The 15,321-nt window shown below is 71.5% G+C and carries 15 protein-coding genes; 6 read left to right on the forward strand and 9 right to left on the reverse strand.

Features of this window, described 5'->3' with window-relative positions; genetic code table 11:
• Positions 1–121 precede the first annotated feature (121 nt).
• Positions 122–1,240, forward strand: a complete 1,119-nt coding sequence (locus ACZ4VW_RS18075) for an ADP-ribosylglycohydrolase family protein (RefSeq protein ID WP_467963397.1) — start codon at positions 122–124, stop codon at positions 1,238–1,240.
• Here the strand turns inward: ACZ4VW_RS18075 and ACZ4VW_RS18080 are convergent.
• Together ACZ4VW_RS18080 and ACZ4VW_RS18085 are read right to left on the reverse strand one after the other, a co-directional pair.
• Positions 1,225–2,763, reverse strand: a complete 1,539-nt coding sequence (locus ACZ4VW_RS18080; RefSeq protein ID WP_467963399.1) for a sodium:solute symporter family protein — start codon at positions 2,761–2,763, stop codon at positions 1,225–1,227. The genes ACZ4VW_RS18075 and ACZ4VW_RS18080 overlap by 16 nt on opposite strands.
• A 220-nt stretch (positions 2,764–2,983) precedes the next feature.
• Positions 2,984–3,766, reverse strand: coding sequence for an SDR family oxidoreductase (locus ACZ4VW_RS18085; RefSeq protein WP_467963401.1), 783 nt, complete (start codon positions 3,764–3,766; stop codon positions 2,984–2,986).
• Between the two features lie 82 nt (positions 3,767–3,848).
• Here ACZ4VW_RS18085 and ACZ4VW_RS18090 point away from each other — a divergent pair, with 82 nt between their 5' ends.
• Positions 3,849–4,670, forward strand: a complete 822-nt coding sequence (locus tag ACZ4VW_RS18090) for a hypothetical protein (RefSeq protein WP_467963402.1) — start codon at positions 3,849–3,851, stop codon at positions 4,668–4,670.
• Between the two features lie 121 nt (positions 4,671–4,791).
• Here the strand turns inward: ACZ4VW_RS18090 and ACZ4VW_RS18095 are convergent, their stop codons facing one another.
• The 3 genes from ACZ4VW_RS18095 to ACZ4VW_RS18105 form a co-directional block, all read right to left on the reverse strand.
• Complete coding sequence (locus tag ACZ4VW_RS18095) at positions 4,792–4,992, reverse strand: DUF397 domain-containing protein (protein ID WP_467963404.1); 201 nt, start codon at positions 4,990–4,992, stop codon at positions 4,792–4,794.
• Between the two features lie 251 nt (positions 4,993–5,243).
• Complete coding sequence (locus tag ACZ4VW_RS18100) at positions 5,244–6,104, reverse strand: helix-turn-helix domain-containing protein (protein WP_467963406.1); 861 nt, start codon at positions 6,102–6,104, stop codon at positions 5,244–5,246.
• 244 nt (positions 6,105–6,348) lie between these two features.
• Entirely contained in the window at positions 6,349–7,053 is a 705-nt protein-coding gene (locus ACZ4VW_RS18105; RefSeq protein ID WP_467963408.1) for a GOLPH3/VPS74 family protein, read from the reverse strand.
• 162 nt (positions 7,054–7,215) lie between these two features.
• On the opposite strand from ACZ4VW_RS18105, the gene ACZ4VW_RS18110 reads away from it, so the two are divergent.
• From ACZ4VW_RS18110 to ACZ4VW_RS18120, 3 genes are all read left to right on the forward strand, one after another.
• Complete coding sequence (locus ACZ4VW_RS18110) at positions 7,216–9,768, forward strand: D-alanyl-D-alanine carboxypeptidase family protein (protein WP_467963410.1); 2,553 nt, start codon at positions 7,216–7,218, stop codon at positions 9,766–9,768.
• A gap of 374 nt (positions 9,769–10,142) precedes the next feature.
• Complete coding sequence (locus ACZ4VW_RS18115) at positions 10,143–11,831, forward strand: MFS transporter (RefSeq protein WP_467963797.1); 1,689 nt, start codon at positions 10,143–10,145, stop codon at positions 11,829–11,831.
• Positions 11,832–11,997: 166 nt separating this feature from the next.
• Positions 11,998–12,717 (forward strand): adhesin, encoded by a 720-nt coding sequence (locus ACZ4VW_RS18120; RefSeq protein WP_467963412.1) that lies wholly within the window; start codon positions 11,998–12,000, stop codon positions 12,715–12,717.
• Between the two features lie 29 nt (positions 12,718–12,746).
• Here the strand turns inward: ACZ4VW_RS18120 and ACZ4VW_RS18125 are convergent, their stop codons facing one another.
• Positions 12,747–13,226 (reverse strand): HIT family protein, encoded by a 480-nt coding sequence (locus ACZ4VW_RS18125; protein ID WP_467963414.1) that lies wholly within the window; start codon positions 13,224–13,226, stop codon positions 12,747–12,749.
• 405 nt (positions 13,227–13,631) lie between these two features.
• Between ACZ4VW_RS18125 and ACZ4VW_RS18130 the strand changes: the two genes are divergently transcribed.
• Entirely contained in the window at positions 13,632–14,030 is a 399-nt protein-coding gene (locus tag ACZ4VW_RS18130; RefSeq protein WP_467963416.1) for a hypothetical protein, read from the forward strand.
• Here ACZ4VW_RS18130 and ACZ4VW_RS18135 read toward each other — a convergent pair.
• The 3 genes from ACZ4VW_RS18135 to ACZ4VW_RS18145 form a co-directional block, all read right to left on the reverse strand.
• Positions 14,011–14,460, reverse strand: coding sequence for a hypothetical protein (locus ACZ4VW_RS18135; protein ID WP_467963418.1), 450 nt, complete (start codon positions 14,458–14,460; stop codon positions 14,011–14,013). The two genes, ACZ4VW_RS18130 and ACZ4VW_RS18135, sit on opposite strands and share 20 nt — an antisense overlap.
• Before the next feature lie 74 nt (positions 14,461–14,534).
• Positions 14,535–14,693: a hypothetical protein gene (locus tag ACZ4VW_RS18140; protein ID WP_467963420.1), complete on the reverse strand. Its 159-nt coding sequence runs from the start codon at positions 14,691–14,693 to the stop codon at positions 14,535–14,537.
• Between the two features lie 117 nt (positions 14,694–14,810).
• Entirely contained in the window at positions 14,811–15,281 is a 471-nt protein-coding gene (locus ACZ4VW_RS18145) for an SMI1/KNR4 family protein (protein ID WP_467963799.1), read from the reverse strand.
• Positions 15,282–15,321 lie beyond the last annotated feature (40 nt).

Consider the following 15,321-nt stretch of genomic DNA (forward strand, 5'->3'; position numbering starts at 1 on the left):
GCGGTCAAAACCGGCCTGAGGGGCGTCCGATCACATAACGTTCCGGCTCCCGAACGCGCGTACCCGGTCGATTACAGTGCTGCGGGACCGAGTACGGAGGGCTATCCGGGGGAGGCGCGTCGTGTCCACCATCGCCGCGGCCGTGTGGGGCCGCGCCGAGCAGCAGGACTTCCGGGCGCGCGTCCGGGGCTGCCTCCTCGGCGGGGCGGTCGGCGACGCCTTCGGCGCCGGCGTCGCGCGGCTCTCCCTGGAGGGCATCAGAGCCGCGCACGGGGCCGAGGGGCTCACCGAGCCGGTCCCCGCGCACGGCAGACGCGGCGCCGTCACCGCCGCCACCCAGATGACCCTCTTCACCGTCGACGGGCTCATACGCGCCCAGGTCCGCCGCGACACCGGCGCCTGGCATCCGCCCACCGACGTCCACCGCGCCCATCTGCGCTGGGCGGCCACCCAGCGCGACTGGGGCCCCGACGAGCGGCGCCCCGACATCGGCTGGCTGGCCCGCGAGGAGTGGCTCTACGCCCGCCGCGACCCGGCGCGCGCCTGCCTCATCGGACTGGGCGACGAGATCCTCGGCACCCTCGACAAGCCGAAGAACCCGGAGGCGACCGACTCCGGCGCCCTGGTCCGCTCGGCGCCCTTCGGGCTGCTCGTCGGCTGGGAGCCGCAGTTGGTGTGCCAGCTGGCCGTGGAGTGCGCGGCGCAGACGCACGGCGCCCCCGCCGCGTACCTCGCGGCGGGGGCGCTCGCCGTCGTCGTCCACGGGCTCGCGCGCGGCGAGAGCGTGGACGGCTCGGTCCAGCGGGCGCTGGGCCAGCTCGCCCCCCGCCCCGGCCACGAGCCCGTCACGGACGCGCTCCAGCAGGCCCTGGGAGCCGTACGCCAGGGGATGCCGAACGCCGCCCGGGTCGTCGCGCTGGGCGCGGACGAGGACCGGGCCGAGGGCCAGCTCGCGGCCGCCGTCTACTGCGCCCTGGTCGGCGAGGACATCCGGCACGGGCTGCGCCTCGCGGTCAACCACGACGGCCCGTCCGCCGTGACCGGGGCGATCACCGGGTCGCTGCTCGGCGTCCTGCACGGCGAGACGGCCCTCCCGCCGGCCTGGCTGGCCGAGCTGGAGGGCCGTTCCACGGTGCTCGAGCTCGCGGACGACTTCGCGATGGAGATGACGCAGGGCGCCGCCCTGCACAGCCCCTCGGAGTCGCACCCGGGCTGGCTCGCCCGTTACCCCAGGGGCTGACCGGCGCGGTCGCCCGAGCCCTGCGGGGGCACGGCGGCGGCCCCGCTGTCCGAGTGGAGCTGGTCGAGCACGGCGTCGCGCTCGGGGGTGTCCTCCGGCCGGATGTAGCCGATGAGGACGTACAGGATCAGCGAGGTGGCGAGCGGCGAGACGATCTGGATCTGCAGCTCGATGCCGTCCAGGCCGTAGTTGGTCAGCCAGAAGGCGAACAGGCCGGCCGCCCAGGAGACGAGGGCCGCCGTCGGCCCGGACTTACGGAAGCTCCGCAGCAGACCGAGCATGAACGGGATCGCGATCGGGCCCATCAGTCCGGCCACCCACTTGATGACGACGGTGATGATGTCCTTGAAGGCGGGGGAGTTCACCTGGGTGGCGACCGCCATCGACAGGGCGAGGAACGCGATCGTGGACCAGCGGGCCGCGATCAGTCCGGCGTGCTGCGTCCAGGTGCGCGCCGCCTTGCTCATGGCGGGCGCGATGTCGCGGGTGAAGACGGCCGCGATGGCGTTGGCGTCGGAGGAGCACATGGCCATCGTGTGCGAGAAGAAGCCGACGATGACCAGGCCCAGGAGCCCGTGCGGGAGGAGCTGTTCGGTCATCAGGGCGTACGCGTCGGAGGCGTCGGGCTTCTTCGGGTCGACGAGCAGCGGCGCGACCCACATGGGGAAGAAGAGGACCAGCGGCCACACGAACCACAGCACGGCGGAGAGCCGGCCGGAGCGGGTGGCCTCGCGTGCGCTGGGGGTGGCCATGTAGCGCTGGGCCTGGTTCCACATGCCGCCGCTGTACTCGAAGGTCTTGATGAAGAGGTACGCGAGCAGGAACGTCATCGTGTACGGACCGGCGGTCGGCGCGGTGTGGCCCTGGAGCTCGGGGCGGTCCCAGACCGTCCACAGGGCGCTGAAGCCGCCGAGCTTCGCCATGACGGCGACGAGCATCGCGATGCCGGCGAAGAACTGGATGATGAACTGCCCCAGCTCGGTGAGCGCGTCGGCCCACAGTCCGCCGACCGTGCAGTAGATGCCGGTGATCACGCCGGTGATGAGGATGCCCTGGTTGAGGGAGATCCCGGTGAAGACGGAGAGCAGGGTGGCGATCGCGGCCCACTTGGCGCCCACGTCGACGATCTTCAGCAGGACGCCGGACCAGGCGAGGGCCTGCTGGGTGGGGAGGTTGTAGCGGTTCTTCAGGTACTCCAGCGGGGAGGCCACGTGGAGGCGCGAGCGGAGCCGGTTGAGGCGGGGCGCGAAGAGGTGGGCGCCGATGGCGATGCCGATCGCGATGGGGAAGGACCAGGTGACGTAGGAGGTGACGCCGTAGGTGTACGCGATGCCCGCGTACCCGGTGAACATCACCGCGCTGTAGCCCGACATGTGGTGCGAGATGCCGGAGAGCCACCAGGGCATCTTGCCGCCGGCGGTGAAGAAGTCGGAGACGTTGTCCACGCGCTTGTGGGACCAGACGCCGATCGCGACCATCACGCCGAAATAGCCGATGAGCACGGCCCAGTCGAGACTGTTCATTGAGCCCCCTCCAGGGGATCCGGTCCGCCTTGTGAACGCCGTTCATGGTGTGGTGAGTTGCAGGGCCACGACAACGCGGAGGAGGGTCAAGAGCAGGTAAAATCGTTCTTCGTGATGACCTGTGTTCACGTTTCTGAATCCAAAGGGGCCCAAAAAGGGCCGTACGACGCGCCCTCGCGCACCTTACGGCCCGTGATCCGACCCCGGCCCTCCCTCCGGGCTACCGCATCAGCTCTCCCGCGTTGACGAGCAGCGACTGCCCGGTGATCGCCCGCGCCCGGTCGGAGGCGAGGAAGGCCGCCGCCTCCGCCACGTCCCCGTCCGTCGCCAGTTCCGGCAGCGCCATCCGCTCGGCGAGCCGCGCGAGCACCTCGTCCTCCGCCACCCCGTCGGTGTGCGCCGTGAACCGCACGTACGCCTGGACCGGCGGACCCCACATCCAGCCCGGCAGCACGGTGTTGACCCGGATCCTGTGCGGCCCCAGCTCCCGCGCCATCGAGTACATCGCCGACGTCAGGGCGCCCTTCGAGGCCGCGTACGCCGCCTGGCGCACCTGCGAGGGCGCGGCCACGGCCGACTGCGTGCCGATGAGGACCACCGAACCGCCCCGCTCCTTGAGCGCCGGCAGACAGGCCCGGGTCATCCGCAGCGTGCCGAGCAGGTTGACGTCCAGGACGCCCTGCCAGGTGGCGAAGTCGGCGTCCTCGATGCCGCCGAAGCAACCGTCCCAGGCGGCCACGTGGACCACCGCGTCGATCGCGCCGAACCGTTCCAGCGCGAGCGCGGCCAGGGCCTCGCACTGCGCCTCGTCGGTGATGTCGGTGACCCGGTGGGCGGTGCGCCGTCCGCCGGGGTCGATCTCCGACGCGGACTTGGCGAGATTGGCCTCCGTGCGGGCGCCGAGGACCGCGTTGCCCCCGTCCCGCACGACCGTCTCGGCGACCCGGTGGCCGAGACCGGCGCCGACACCCGACACGACCACGGTCTTTCCCTGGAGCAGCATCCGGGTGCCTCCCGACTCTGGCGATCGATCTGACGACCCGTCAGAGTAGGAGCCTCCGGAGGACAAGGGAAGGGGTACGGGCATGAGCGGCGAGACGTACGCGGAGCTGGCGTCGACGGGGCCGTACGGGGTGCACCCCGGCCACGCGCTGATCACGATGGTCGAACCGCACCCGGGCCACGAACACGCCTACAACCGCTGGTACGAGGACGACCACTACTACGCGGGCGCCATGGCGATGCCCTGGATGTTCGCGGGGCGCCGCTGGGTCGCCACCCGCGAGCTCCAGGAGCTGCGCACCCCCGAGAAGTCCGCCGTCGCCCAGCCCGTCACGGCCGGCTGCTACCTCTCCACCTACTGGGTCACCGACGGCCGCTACGACGAGCACATGAAGTGGACCGTCGCCATCAACAAGCGGCTCAACCGCGACGCCCGCGTCTACCGCGACCGCACGCACGTCTTCACGGCCTTCCAGGACCACGAGGCGACCGTCTACCGGGACGGGGCGGCCGGACCGCGGGACTTCCACGCCCTCGACCACCCCTACCAGGGGCTGATCCTCCAGGTGATCGACACGGAAGGGCCGGAACGGCGGGCCGAGCTGCTCGAACGGCTGCGCTCGAGCGAACTGCCGAGGCGCCTCGCGGGGTCGGCGGCCGCCATGGTCACCGTCTTCCGGCCGACACCGCTACCGGGGGACCGCATGACGTACGTGAAGCAGGTCGAGGGGGTCGACACCCGGCTGACCCTGCTGTGGTTCCTGGAGCGGGACCCGCGCGCCTGCTGGGCGGACCACTTCGCGGACCTGGACACGGTCGGCGGCGAGTGGGGGCGGGTCGAGCTGGTCGCGCCGTTCATCCCGACGGTGCCGGGCACGGACCGGTACGTCGACCAGCTGCGGTGACGGGCGGACGCGGGGAGCGGGGCTGGACGCGCGGGGGAAAAGCCGAGCCCCCTCGGCCAGGACGGCGGACCGGTCGAGAGGGCTCTTTCCGTACACTCCGTGACGCTCTGCACAACCGGGATCAGAGCGCCCCGTTGCTCACTTCACCGACGAAGGCGTTCCACGACGCCGAGCCGAAAGCGAGGGACGGGCCCTCGGGAGCCTTGGAGTCCCGGACCGCGACAGCGGCCACGACAGGGGACTTGACTTCGACGCAGGCCCCGTTCCCGCCGGAATACGAGGACTTCGTCCAGGTGTCCGTAGCGCCCTGAATAATCGCCATGTTCTTCACTCCGGTTCTGCCAGTGGTGTCGCGCCAACGTTCATGCTGGCGTGATCGACGCTACTCGCCGGTCCCGCCGCGTGGGGGCGGCGTTCACCCGACCGGATGGCATATTCCAAGTGAGCTTCCGCTGGAGTGAGTCCGGGGTGTACCGTACCGGCTTCTTCCCCGGCGGCCCCGGTCGAACGGTTGCTTTCACACCCGAACCGGAGAATTCGGAAGGGCCGGCTCTCGACCGGCTCTTTCCGGTCTCACCCGGCGGCGTAGGACTTCGCGATGTCCGAGATGAACTCCCGGGTCTGCTCCACATTCAGGGCCTGCGCCCGCAGGTGCTCGTACATCACGCTGTACTTGGCGACGTCCTGGGCCTTCTCCAGATAGAGGTCGCTCGTCACACCCTCGATGTAGACGACGCTGGAGTCGGACGTGTCCGGGAATTCCAGGATCGCGTAATGCCCGCTGATACCGGGATGGGCGCCCATCTCGAACGGCAGCACCTGCACCGTGACATGCGGCAGATGCGACTGCTCGACGAGATGCTCCAGCTGCTGGATCATCAGCTGCTTGTTGCCCACCACCCGGCGCAGCGCGCCCTCGTCGATGACCGCCCACAGCCGCAGCGGCCGCTCCTCGTCCTTGATCCGGTCCTGGCGCCGGGTGCGGACGGTGACCCGTTTATCGATGTCGGTCGGGCTCGACTCCGGCAGCGCGCCGGTGATCACGGCCTCCGCGTAGCCATGGGTCTGCAGCAGCCCGGGGATGATCTGGGGCTCGTACACCCGCAGGCTCTCCGCGTCCGTCTCCAGACCGATGTAGACGCTGTACGGGATGTCTCCGAAGGCGTGCCACCAGCCCTGCTGGCGGGAGTCCTTGGCCATCTGCATCAGCGACTCGACGACCCGCTCGTCCTCGACCTCGTACACCCCGCAGAGGTCGCGCACATCGCGCTGGCTGATGGAACGGCGGCCGTTCTCGAGACGGCTGATCTTGGACTGCGACACCAGCAGGCGCTCGGCCACCTGCTCGGCCGTCATGTTCTTCTGCTCCCGGAGCCGGCGCAACTCCTGGCCCAATCGGCGTCGCCTGACGGTGGGGTTGACGTTGGACGCCACGGAAACTGCACCTCCGGCTGTCGGCTGCGTAGCTGTGAGTATCTACTGCTTGGCAGACTGCCACCAAAGGTGTGGTGTGCGCTGGGAAATGACGACAACGTGTGCGGGGCGGCCCCTGAGGGCCGCTCCGCACACGTCGTCCGTGCGGCTCCCGGAATGGCTCCGGTGGAACTGGTCCGAACCGGCCCGACCGGTCGAACCGGCCGAGCCGGTCCGGCCGGTCGAACTGATGGAACGGTATGTCTCAGTGCACGGCGGCACGCGCCATGCTGCCGTGGCGCGGCTGCTGCGGGACGCCGCCCGCGGCACTGCGGCGCGGCTGGGCCGCCACGCCGTTCTGGACGTCCATCACGGCGTGCGCCACGAGGCCGCCCATGGGGTCGTGACGGATCAGGTCGCGCAGCCGGGACCGCGACGACCGTCCTTCGTTCCCCGGGTACAGATGCTTGCCGAGACCGACCGCGTGGGCCAGCGCGGCAAGCGCCGCGGTCCGCGGGTCCGGCGGTACGCCGGTGCGGATCGCACTGTCCAGCCGGGTCCTGATGTCCCGGCTGATCGCCGTGTCCGTCGCTTGGTAGCGAGTCGTCGGCAGTACCCCGCACATCTGGCCCTCCACGGCATGAACCATGCCGCAGCGCTCCAGGTGAGCGAGATAGATCTGGCGCAGCCCCAGTCGGGGCCCGCCGATCCAGTGGACCGCCCGTACCGGACTGCCACGCCTGCGCAGCAGTTCCAGTGCGGAGTCCAGAGTCGGATCTCCGGTCGGCCGTGGCATCACCACGGCGATACGATCCCCGTCAGGGGCTATCCGTCCTGCCAGAGCCAGCTCCACTAGCTGTGCTCCGGCCAGGCCGAGGTCGAGCGACTGCGGCTGCGCTGTGGTACCCGTGGCCGGGTCCAGAGCGAGCAGCAGAAGCTCCTCCGGAATTGTTCTGCGGCTCCTGCCCATCCATGCCTCCCCGCGTGGATGAGTCACAGGGTGACCCCTCTCACATTCATCTGTCGAGAGCGCCTGGGTGCTTCGTACGGGAACCAGTAGGTATGTCGTTCTCGTCTAGCACGGGGGCCAAGGGGTTCACACAGGACACTGGTACACGGTTCGGACGTACGCATGACGCATGAAGGAGGCACGGTGGCGGGCGAGTCCCCCGACAAGGCGGAGCAGCAGGAGTCCTCGCAAGAGGCGCCCGCGGGCGGTGGCGGCCGGGATCCGCGGCTTTCCGTGCTCCGCGAGTCCGCGTCCTCGGCGACGGCGTCGCCGGTCCAGGTGGACCAGCCGACGGCCGTCTTCAAGAGCCTCGCCCCGCGTACCCCTGAGGACGACGCGCCGTCGGACGGCGACGCGCCGTCCGAGGGGGCCGCCCCGGAGGAGCCGGTGTCCCAGGGCGAGGCACCGTCCGAGGACGAGGCGCTGCCCGGGGACGGGGTGTCCCAGGACCGCGCGCCGGCCGAGGAGGCCGTCTCCGAGGAGGCCGTGTCCGAGGACGTCGTGCCGGAGGACTCCGGTTCCGAGGAGGCTGGGTCCGGTTCCGAGGGGGCCGTTGCCGAGGGCTCCGCGGAGGGCGACCGTCTGCGGGCGGCGGTGGCGGCGTGGGTCGCCTCCGGCGACGAGGAGCCGACGGCGGACGCGGCGGGCACCACTGAGGCCGCTGAGGCCGACGCCGACGCCCCTGCCCGTGCCGACGCCGCTGCCCATGCCGGTGCCGGTGCCGGTGCCGGTGCCCATGCCGACGCCGATGGCGGCGGCGCGGACGAGGCTGCCGCCGACGACGCTGACGAGCCGGCCTCGGAGGCCGGGAAGGCCGACGCTTCGTGGTTCGCCGCGCGCAAGCCGGCCGCCGAGCCCGAGGCGGAGCCCGCCGCGACGGCCGAGGCCGCCGACGCGCCCGAGGCGAAGCGCGCCGCGACGGCCGAGGCCGCCGACGCGCCCGAGGCGACCCAGAAGCCCCAGCCCGCGGACGCGCCAGAGGCGACCCAGAAGCCCCAGCCCGCGGATGCGCCCGAGGCGGCCGAGCGGCCGAAGGCCGCCCAGCCCCCGGTCGATCAGCCCACCGCCGTGTTCAAGGCCGTCCGGCCGCCCGTGGCGCCCGCCGTGGACCAGCCGACGACCGCCCTGAAGATCCCGACGCCCCCGCCGACGGCGACGCCCCCGGCGTCCCCGGTGACGCCCGCGGCGCCCAAGCCCGCCGCCGAGCGCCCGAGCACGTTCGTGCCGCTCCGCCCGGACGCGTCCGCCTCCAAGGCGCCCGCGGCCGACGCGCCCGCGGCGAAGGCCCCCGAAGCGAAGAGGCCCGCGCCCACGCCGGCCGCGGCCCCCGCCCCCGCGGCTCCGCCGTCGCTCACCGAGGCCGAACGGACCAGACAGCAGCCCATGCCGCCGCTGCCGCCGCTCGACCTGCTCGCGGAGCTGACGAACACCCCGCCCCCGCCCCCGACCCCCCTGCGCAACACCATGCGGCGGGTACGGATCTGGACCCCGCTGGTCGTCCTGCTCCTGATCGTCTTTGCAGTCGTACAGTTTGTTCGACCGCTCCCGACCCCTGCCCTCACCCTCTCCGCCGCTCCCACCTTCACCTTCGAGGGTGGCGAGCTGACCATGCCGTGGCCCACCGAGGGCCAGGGCGCCGTCGAGGTCGAGGGCGTCGGCTCGCTCGGCACGTACGGGGCGCAGAAGCCCGCCCCCCTCGCGAGCGTGGCGAAGACGATGACGGCGTACGTCATCCTCCGCGACCACCCCATCAAGGGGGACGAGACCGGCCCCGAGATCTCGATCGACAAGAAGGCCGCCGACGAGGCCAACTCCACGGACGAGTCGAGGGCCCCCGTCAAGGAGGGGCAGACCTACACGGAGAAGGAGCTGCTCCAGCTCCTCATGATCCCCTCGGCGAACAACGTGGCCCGGCGCCTCGCCCGCTGGGACGCCGGCTCCGAGGCGGCCTTCGTCGAGAAGATGAACGCCGCCGCGAAGGACCTCGGGATGACGGAGTCGACGTACACGGACCCGTCGGGCCTGCTGGCGACCACCGTCTCCACGCCGAAGGACCAGCTGAAGCTGGCGAAGGCGGTCATGCAGTACGACGTGTTCCGCGAGATCGTGAACATGCCGAACCTGACCGTCCCCGGCATCCCCGGCCGGATCGAGAACAACAACAAGATCCTTCTCGAGCCCGGTGTCTCCGGCATCAAGACCGGCTCGTCCACCCCGGCCGGCGGCAATCTCCTCTGGTCCGCGAACACCGTGGTCGACGGCAAGAACCGTCGGATCCTCGGTGTCGTCATGGGCGCCAAGGACGCCAGTCTGCTGGACGACAAGCTGCAGCTGTCGATCGACTACAGCCTCAAGCTGATCCAGCAGGCGCAGAAGGACGTCACGTCCGCCGCCGTCGTCGAGAAGGGCCAGGTCGTCGGCTACGTCGACGACGGTCTCGGCGGGAAGACGCCTGTCATCGCCACCAAGGAGCTCAAGGCGGTCGGGTGGCCGGGACTGAAGGTCGACCTGCGGATCGGTGACGGCGGAAAGGCCGTGCCGCACACCGGCAAGGCGGGCGACATCGTCGGCCAGGTGTCCATCGGCACCGGCTCCGGCAAGGTCAGCGCGCCGCTCGCCCTGAAGACGGACCTGGTGGAGCCGGGCTTCGACAAGAAGCTGACCCGGCTGGGCTGACGCGAAAGGGCGCCCCGGTCCTCCGGGGCGCCCTGCTGTTAGCGTTCCGGAGGATCGGGACCGAGACCCGGGACCGACACCCTGACGAGACCGACACCCACACCGCGACGATGCGCGAGAGGCAGCACGGGAGAGGGCCGCGAGTGACCACCGCCGAGCCGACACGCGCAGCCGAGGGCGAACAGCCGCGGACCTCCGCACCCTCACGCACTGCCGACGGCGAGCAGCCGCGGACCTCCACGCCCTCACGCACTGCCGACGGCGAGCAGCCGCGGACCTCCGCACCCCCGCGTATCACCCTCCCGTCCCCCCGCCCGCACATCGAGACCGCGCCCGCGCACCGCCCCCGGCGGCGCAGGCGCCGCTACCCCGTGATGATCGCGACGGGCCTGGCGGCGCTCACCCACGTCCTCTGGTTCTTCCTGTTCGCGAACAGCGGCGGGGACCTCGCGGCGCAGGACGCGTGGGCCGAGTTCGTGGGCCGTCACCCGGACTCGGCGTACAACCTCGCCTGGTACGGCGGGATGCACCCGGTCTCGTACAGCGTGGTCTCGCCGTACGTGATGTCGCTGCTCGGCGTCCGTACGACGATGATGATCGCCGGCACGGTGTCCGCCGGTCTGACGGCGCTGATCCTGGTGCGGGTGCGTGCGGTCCGCAATCCGCTGGCGTGCTCGCTGGCCGGGGTCTTCGCGTTCCTGTGCAACGCGCTGTCGGGGCGGGTGACGTTCGGGCTCGGCATGATGTTCGCGCTCGGCGCGGTCGCGGCCGTGTTCTGCTGGCCGTACCGCTGGCGCCACCGCCGCTGGGCGAAGGCGGCGGTCGCCGCCCCGCTCGCCGGTCTCGCGACCGCGTGCAGCCCGGTCGCCGGCCTCTTCCTCGGCGTCGCGGCGGCGGCGCTCTTCCTGAACAAGCGGCGCCCGGGCGCGTACGCCCTCGGTCTCGCGCCGGTGGTGGTCGTCGCGCTGTCCTCGTGGCTGTTCCCCTTCTCCGGTACGCAGCCGATGTCCCTGGCGTCCACGGCGCTGCCGTTCCTCTTCGGCGTGCTGTGCTTCCTGCTCGTACCGCGCGCGTGGCGCACGGTCCGCACCGGTGCGGCTGTCTACTCCGCCGGCACGCTGCTGACCTGGCTGATCGACTCGCAGATCGGGTCGAACGTCTCGCGGCTGGTGATGGTCTTCGCGGGTGTCGTCCTCCTGGCGGCCCTGCCGTACGCGGTCCCGCGTTCGCGCCGCTGGTACGCGGTCGTGCTCGCCTTCGCGGGGCTGAACCTCTGGATCGGTTTCAAGAGCGTCGACGACGTCATCCGTACCGCCCCGGACGCGTCCTGGGCGCGCGAGGTGGCCCCGCTGATCAACCAGCTGCAGGTGCGCGGGGCGGAGAAGGCGCGGGTGGAGGTCGTGCCGGCCTCCAGCCACCGCGAGTCCTCCGCCCTCACCCCGTACATCAACCTCGCGCGGGGCTGGAACCGGCAGGCGGACATGGAACGCAACCCGCTCTTCTACGACGACACCCTCAACGCCACGAACTACCAGGACTGGCTGGACCGCTGGGCGGTGCACTACGTCGTCCTGCCGACCGGGGCGCCGGACTCGGGTGCCGAGCGGGAGGCGGAGCTGGTCGGGGGCGGGCTGCCGTATCTGAAGCAGGTCTGGTCCGACGCGAACTGGCGGCTGTACGAGGTCGACGACCCGACCCCGCTGGCCGACCCGCCGGCCGAGGTGCGGCGGGCGCGCGCGAACGAGGTCGTGATCGAGCTGGACAGCCCGGGCCGGGTGCTGATCCGGGTGCCGTACTCGCCGTGGCTCGCGCTGCTGGACGAGAACGGCGCCAAGATCGAGCCGCCGGAGGAGACGGAGGCGTCGAAGGCGGCACGCGAGGCGTCGCCGACCGAGTTGCCGAAGGTCTTCCTGAACGAGTACGGCTGTCTGCTGAAGACGGAAGCGGACGCGGAGGGCGACGAGTGGACGGAGCTGGTGGCGCCGAAGGCGGGCGTGTACCGGCTGGCCGCGCCGTACAAGATCTTTCCGCGGGGCACCGCATGCCCGGAGGAACTCCGCTGAGTCGGTCGTAAGGTGTGCCGCTATGGCATGCGAAGAGTGCGGCGGGGCGGGCCGGGGCCCGTTGCCGGGGATGGCCTGTCGGCACTGCCCAGGGTCCACCAGGCCGCCCGGACGGGGCGGCGCGGGGACGGCGCTCGCCGTGGTCGTGGCGGGGTGCCTGGCGGTCGTGGTGGCACTGACGGTGAGCGGGGCGGAGGACCCGCCACCGGCGGAGGCGAGCGATCCGCCGGTACGGACCGTGCCGACAAGGAACGGCCCGACGGCTTTCCCGGGCGCTCCGGCGCCGGAGGAGCGACCGGAAACGGAACCGGAAACGGAACCCACGCCGACGCCGACGCATACGCTGCCCCGGACGGCCACGAGGGCGACGGCGCCCCCTCCCGCCTACGAGGTGTGGGCGGGTCCGGGGTGCGAGGGCGGCGGGGGATACACGGAGGCGGGCCGGTACGAGGACGGCGACGAGGGCTGGTACACGGTCCGGACGGGCGGCCACCGGGGCGGGGGCTGCGACGGGCGCTTCTCGGCGCTCCCGATGTCGGGCAGCCCGACCGAGGACCACGACAACTCGGCCACCTGGACCTGGCGGGTCGACCCCGCGTACCGCACCTGCGACCTGGCGGTCCACATCCCCCACCCGCCCCGCGCCCGGGACGCGGCGGGCGCCCCCTCGGTCTACCAGCTCCTGGCGAACGGCACCCCGTACGCGACCTTCTCCCTCGACCAGCACGCCCACCAGGGCACGTTGCTCCCCGCCGGCACCCATCCCCTCCGAACCCCCACCTTCACGGTCCGTCTCCTCGACCGCGGCCAGGACTGGGGCACCCCGGCCCGCGAGGGCGCCCATCACGCGGCGGGCCAGATGCGCCTGACGTGCCGGAGGGTGTAGCCGGGTGGCAGCCACCGCCGCCGCGGGTGTCAGCCCTGCTGCCGGAGACGGTCCAACTCGCCGGCGATCGCCTCACGCAGGGGTTCGTGCCGGAACCCGAGCGCGTACCGCTCGTCGCTCCACCGCTCGCGCGGATAGAGCCACACGGGCATCCCCACCAGATCGCTCGGCTCCCACTCGTACCGAGGCCAGACGTGCGCGTGCAGGAAGCCGTCGGTGTTCCCAAGGATTTCCAGATTGACCCGCCGGAACCCGCGATCGGCCCGCCGACAGGCCCGCTCGACCGCCTCCCCGAGCCGGTCCATGTCGGAAAGGAACTCCAGCCGCTTGCCCCGGGGCAGATCGGACAGCCGCTCGATGCCGGGATCGTCCGCCAACAGCACCGAGTAGCCGGGGAGGAACTGCACATCCCCGATCACGGCGAACCCCGCGTCCAAGCGCCGCAGCACGCAGGGGTTCTCGCCGCGCAGGGCGCTGCCGATCCGATCCGCCCGCCAGTCGTCCACCACCACCGCAACCTATCTGCCGCCTGAGCCGGAGGCGATTGCTCCGCCAACCCCGCCCGTACCCCTGCGCCGCCTCGAGCGTCTCGGGCGACGAGGAAGGCGCCATACTTCGTCCCGTGCGCCTCGACGGACGATCCCATCTACCCCTCCGCGGTGGGCTGTGGAGACCAGGCTCGACGCGCTGAAGTCCGCCCCGCTCACGCGGATATCGCCCGAGCCCACCTGAGTGCCCTCCACCAGGTGCCTGCCGGCACCTGGCCCGTGCCCGTGGCTCTGGCCGTATCGGTCAGGGGCGGCCCTGTCGGCCGCGACCGGGCCCCGGAGGGACGCGACCGGACGCGGGCGACTGCGGGGGTTGCGGTGGCTGACTCCCGTACCGCAGGATCCAGACGGGGGTGACCGGTGACCATGGAACGGCATGTGCTGGAAGCGCTGCTGGCGGGTGACGACGAGGCGTCCGTGGCAGCCCTGGCCCTCCTCCGCGGCGGCGCCACCTACCGGGTGACCGACGGGACGCATCCCGCGGGCCGGCACGCCGGAGTCTTCAACCTCCGACTGCGGCGCATGCGGAGGAAGTACGGACGCGAACCTCTCGGACTGGAACGAGCGGTGCGACTCCTCCGCGAACATGACCGACCGGTGCGCGTGGGGACGATCGACTCTGCCGATCGGACATGGACCTCCCTGCTCTTCCTCACCGAGGACGCCGGCGCACTGGTGGCCTGCGCGAGCTGGGAGCGGATTGTCAGGGAACCACCGCCGGAAGCTGAGCGGGCGGTGCCCACGGTCAGGCTGCCTCCCAGTTGAACCGGCCCTCCAGGCGATCAGCACTGAGGTAGGCGTATCCGGCGCCATAGCCGAAGTTGAGGAAGTAGGGCGGCCCGGTGTCGCTGCCGTCCGCCAAGGAGAAGTAGAAGCGCCACGGCGCCTCGACCCCTGCCCGGTTCTTGTAGTAGGGCTTGCCCCCCATGTAGTTGTCGACGTCGAAGCTCCCGTCCTGTTCCAGGTAGCGCTCCTGTTGGTCCGGAACCGGTAGCGTCTCGACCCGGAACTCGACAGGCACCTTCGCGTATGCCTCGTCGAACGCGAACAGTGACCGTCCCTTCGTCCCGGCCGGCCCGATGGTGGCGAACTCGGGTATCCGGCCGTCGGGCTGGACGAGCAGCACGGCTTCTCCGTCCTCCGGGTCAATGCCTCCGGTCTCGTAGTCCTCGTACGACAGGAACAGATACGCCATGCGGAACTCTTCCTCAGGCTCCACCGGCACCGGGAACTGCCCGATGAAGTCGAGCGGCTCGCCTGTGCGGGGGTTCAATGGCCAACAGGGCTCACCCAGCCACACGGGTCGCCGCCGAGCTTGGCGGCGGGCTCGGTGATGGGCTCGTCGACCGGACGCATGCACATCTCCACGCGGGGGACGTACCCCGCGTCGTACGGGCCGACGGCCCCCTCAACCGGCTGCGGAAACATGTCCGGACTGTAGATCCCGGCACCGACAGCTCCGTCTCACGGGCGAGGTCCAGCAGAACGCCGGTCCGCCGCCTTCCGGCACGGCGGTGGCACGAACGTGATCACGACGAGTGCTCATCAGTGCGGGGCTGGGCCGTCCTCGGACTCCGGGTAGTAGCGCAGGGTCGGGCCGGGCCGGTAGCGCCCCAGGAAGGACGGGCGGTGCGGGCCTTCGACGCAGCTCAGGAGGAACGCGGTGAAGGGGCCGGGGGCCTCGTGCCACTCCCCTTCCTCCGTCTCGACCACCACGCGCCAGTCGTCGGGGTCGTCCTCCTCGGCCAGGAAGTAGCACATGGTCCCGTCCCCGGCCCCGCCCCACTGGATCAGGCCGCCGGGGTGAGGATGGAAGGGGAACGGGGTGAGCTCGGGGTCGTCGAGGTGCGGCCGACCTGACATCGGCCAGATCTGCTCCAGTTCGGCCTGCGTCCCCTCGACCGGTCGGACGATCCAGAAGAGATGGTCGAAGGAACCCGGCCCGTACCGGTCGAGGAAGGCCTTGTAGTCCGTCGGCAGGGCCACACCGAGGTGCGTCTCGGCCGCCTCCCACAGCTGCGGCCGCGCCCAGCCTCAGCACGTCGGCTCGCCCAGC

Source organism: Streptomyces sp. NPDC029139, from assembly GCF_055564335.1.

Excerpts from the sequence above, each read along its gene's own strand:
- ACZ4VW_RS18085 (WP_467963401.1), bottom strand. The coding sequence starts at position 3,766 with ATGCTGCTCCAGGGAAAGACCGTGGTCGTGTCGGGTGTCGGCGCCGGT.
- ACZ4VW_RS18105 (WP_467963408.1), bottom strand. The coding sequence starts at position 7,053 with ATGGGCAGGAGCCGCAGAACAATTCCGGAGGAGCTTCTGCTGCTCGCT.
- ACZ4VW_RS18130 (WP_467963416.1), top strand. The coding sequence starts at position 13,632 with ATGGAACGGCATGTGCTGGAAGCGCTGCTGGCGGGTGACGACGAGGCG.
- ACZ4VW_RS18135 (WP_467963418.1), bottom strand. The coding sequence starts at position 14,460 with ATGGCGTATCTGTTCCTGTCGTACGAGGACTACGAGACCGGAGGCATT.
- ACZ4VW_RS18140 (WP_467963420.1), bottom strand. The coding sequence starts at position 14,693 with ATGTTTCCGCAGCCGGTTGAGGGGGCCGTCGGCCCGTACGACGCGGGG.
- ACZ4VW_RS18095 (WP_467963404.1), bottom strand. The coding sequence starts at position 4,992 with ATGGCGATTATTCAGGGCGCTACGGACACCTGGACGAAGTCCTCGTAT.
- ACZ4VW_RS18090 (WP_467963402.1), top strand. The coding sequence starts at position 3,849 with ATGAGCGGCGAGACGTACGCGGAGCTGGCGTCGACGGGGCCGTACGGG.
- ACZ4VW_RS18080 (WP_467963399.1), bottom strand. The coding sequence starts at position 2,763 with ATGAACAGTCTCGACTGGGCCGTGCTCATCGGCTATTTCGGCGTGATG.
- ACZ4VW_RS18115 (WP_467963797.1), top strand. The coding sequence starts at position 10,143 with ATGATCGCGACGGGCCTGGCGGCGCTCACCCACGTCCTCTGGTTCTTC.
- ACZ4VW_RS18110 (WP_467963410.1), top strand. The coding sequence starts at position 7,216 with ATGACGCATGAAGGAGGCACGGTGGCGGGCGAGTCCCCCGACAAGGCG.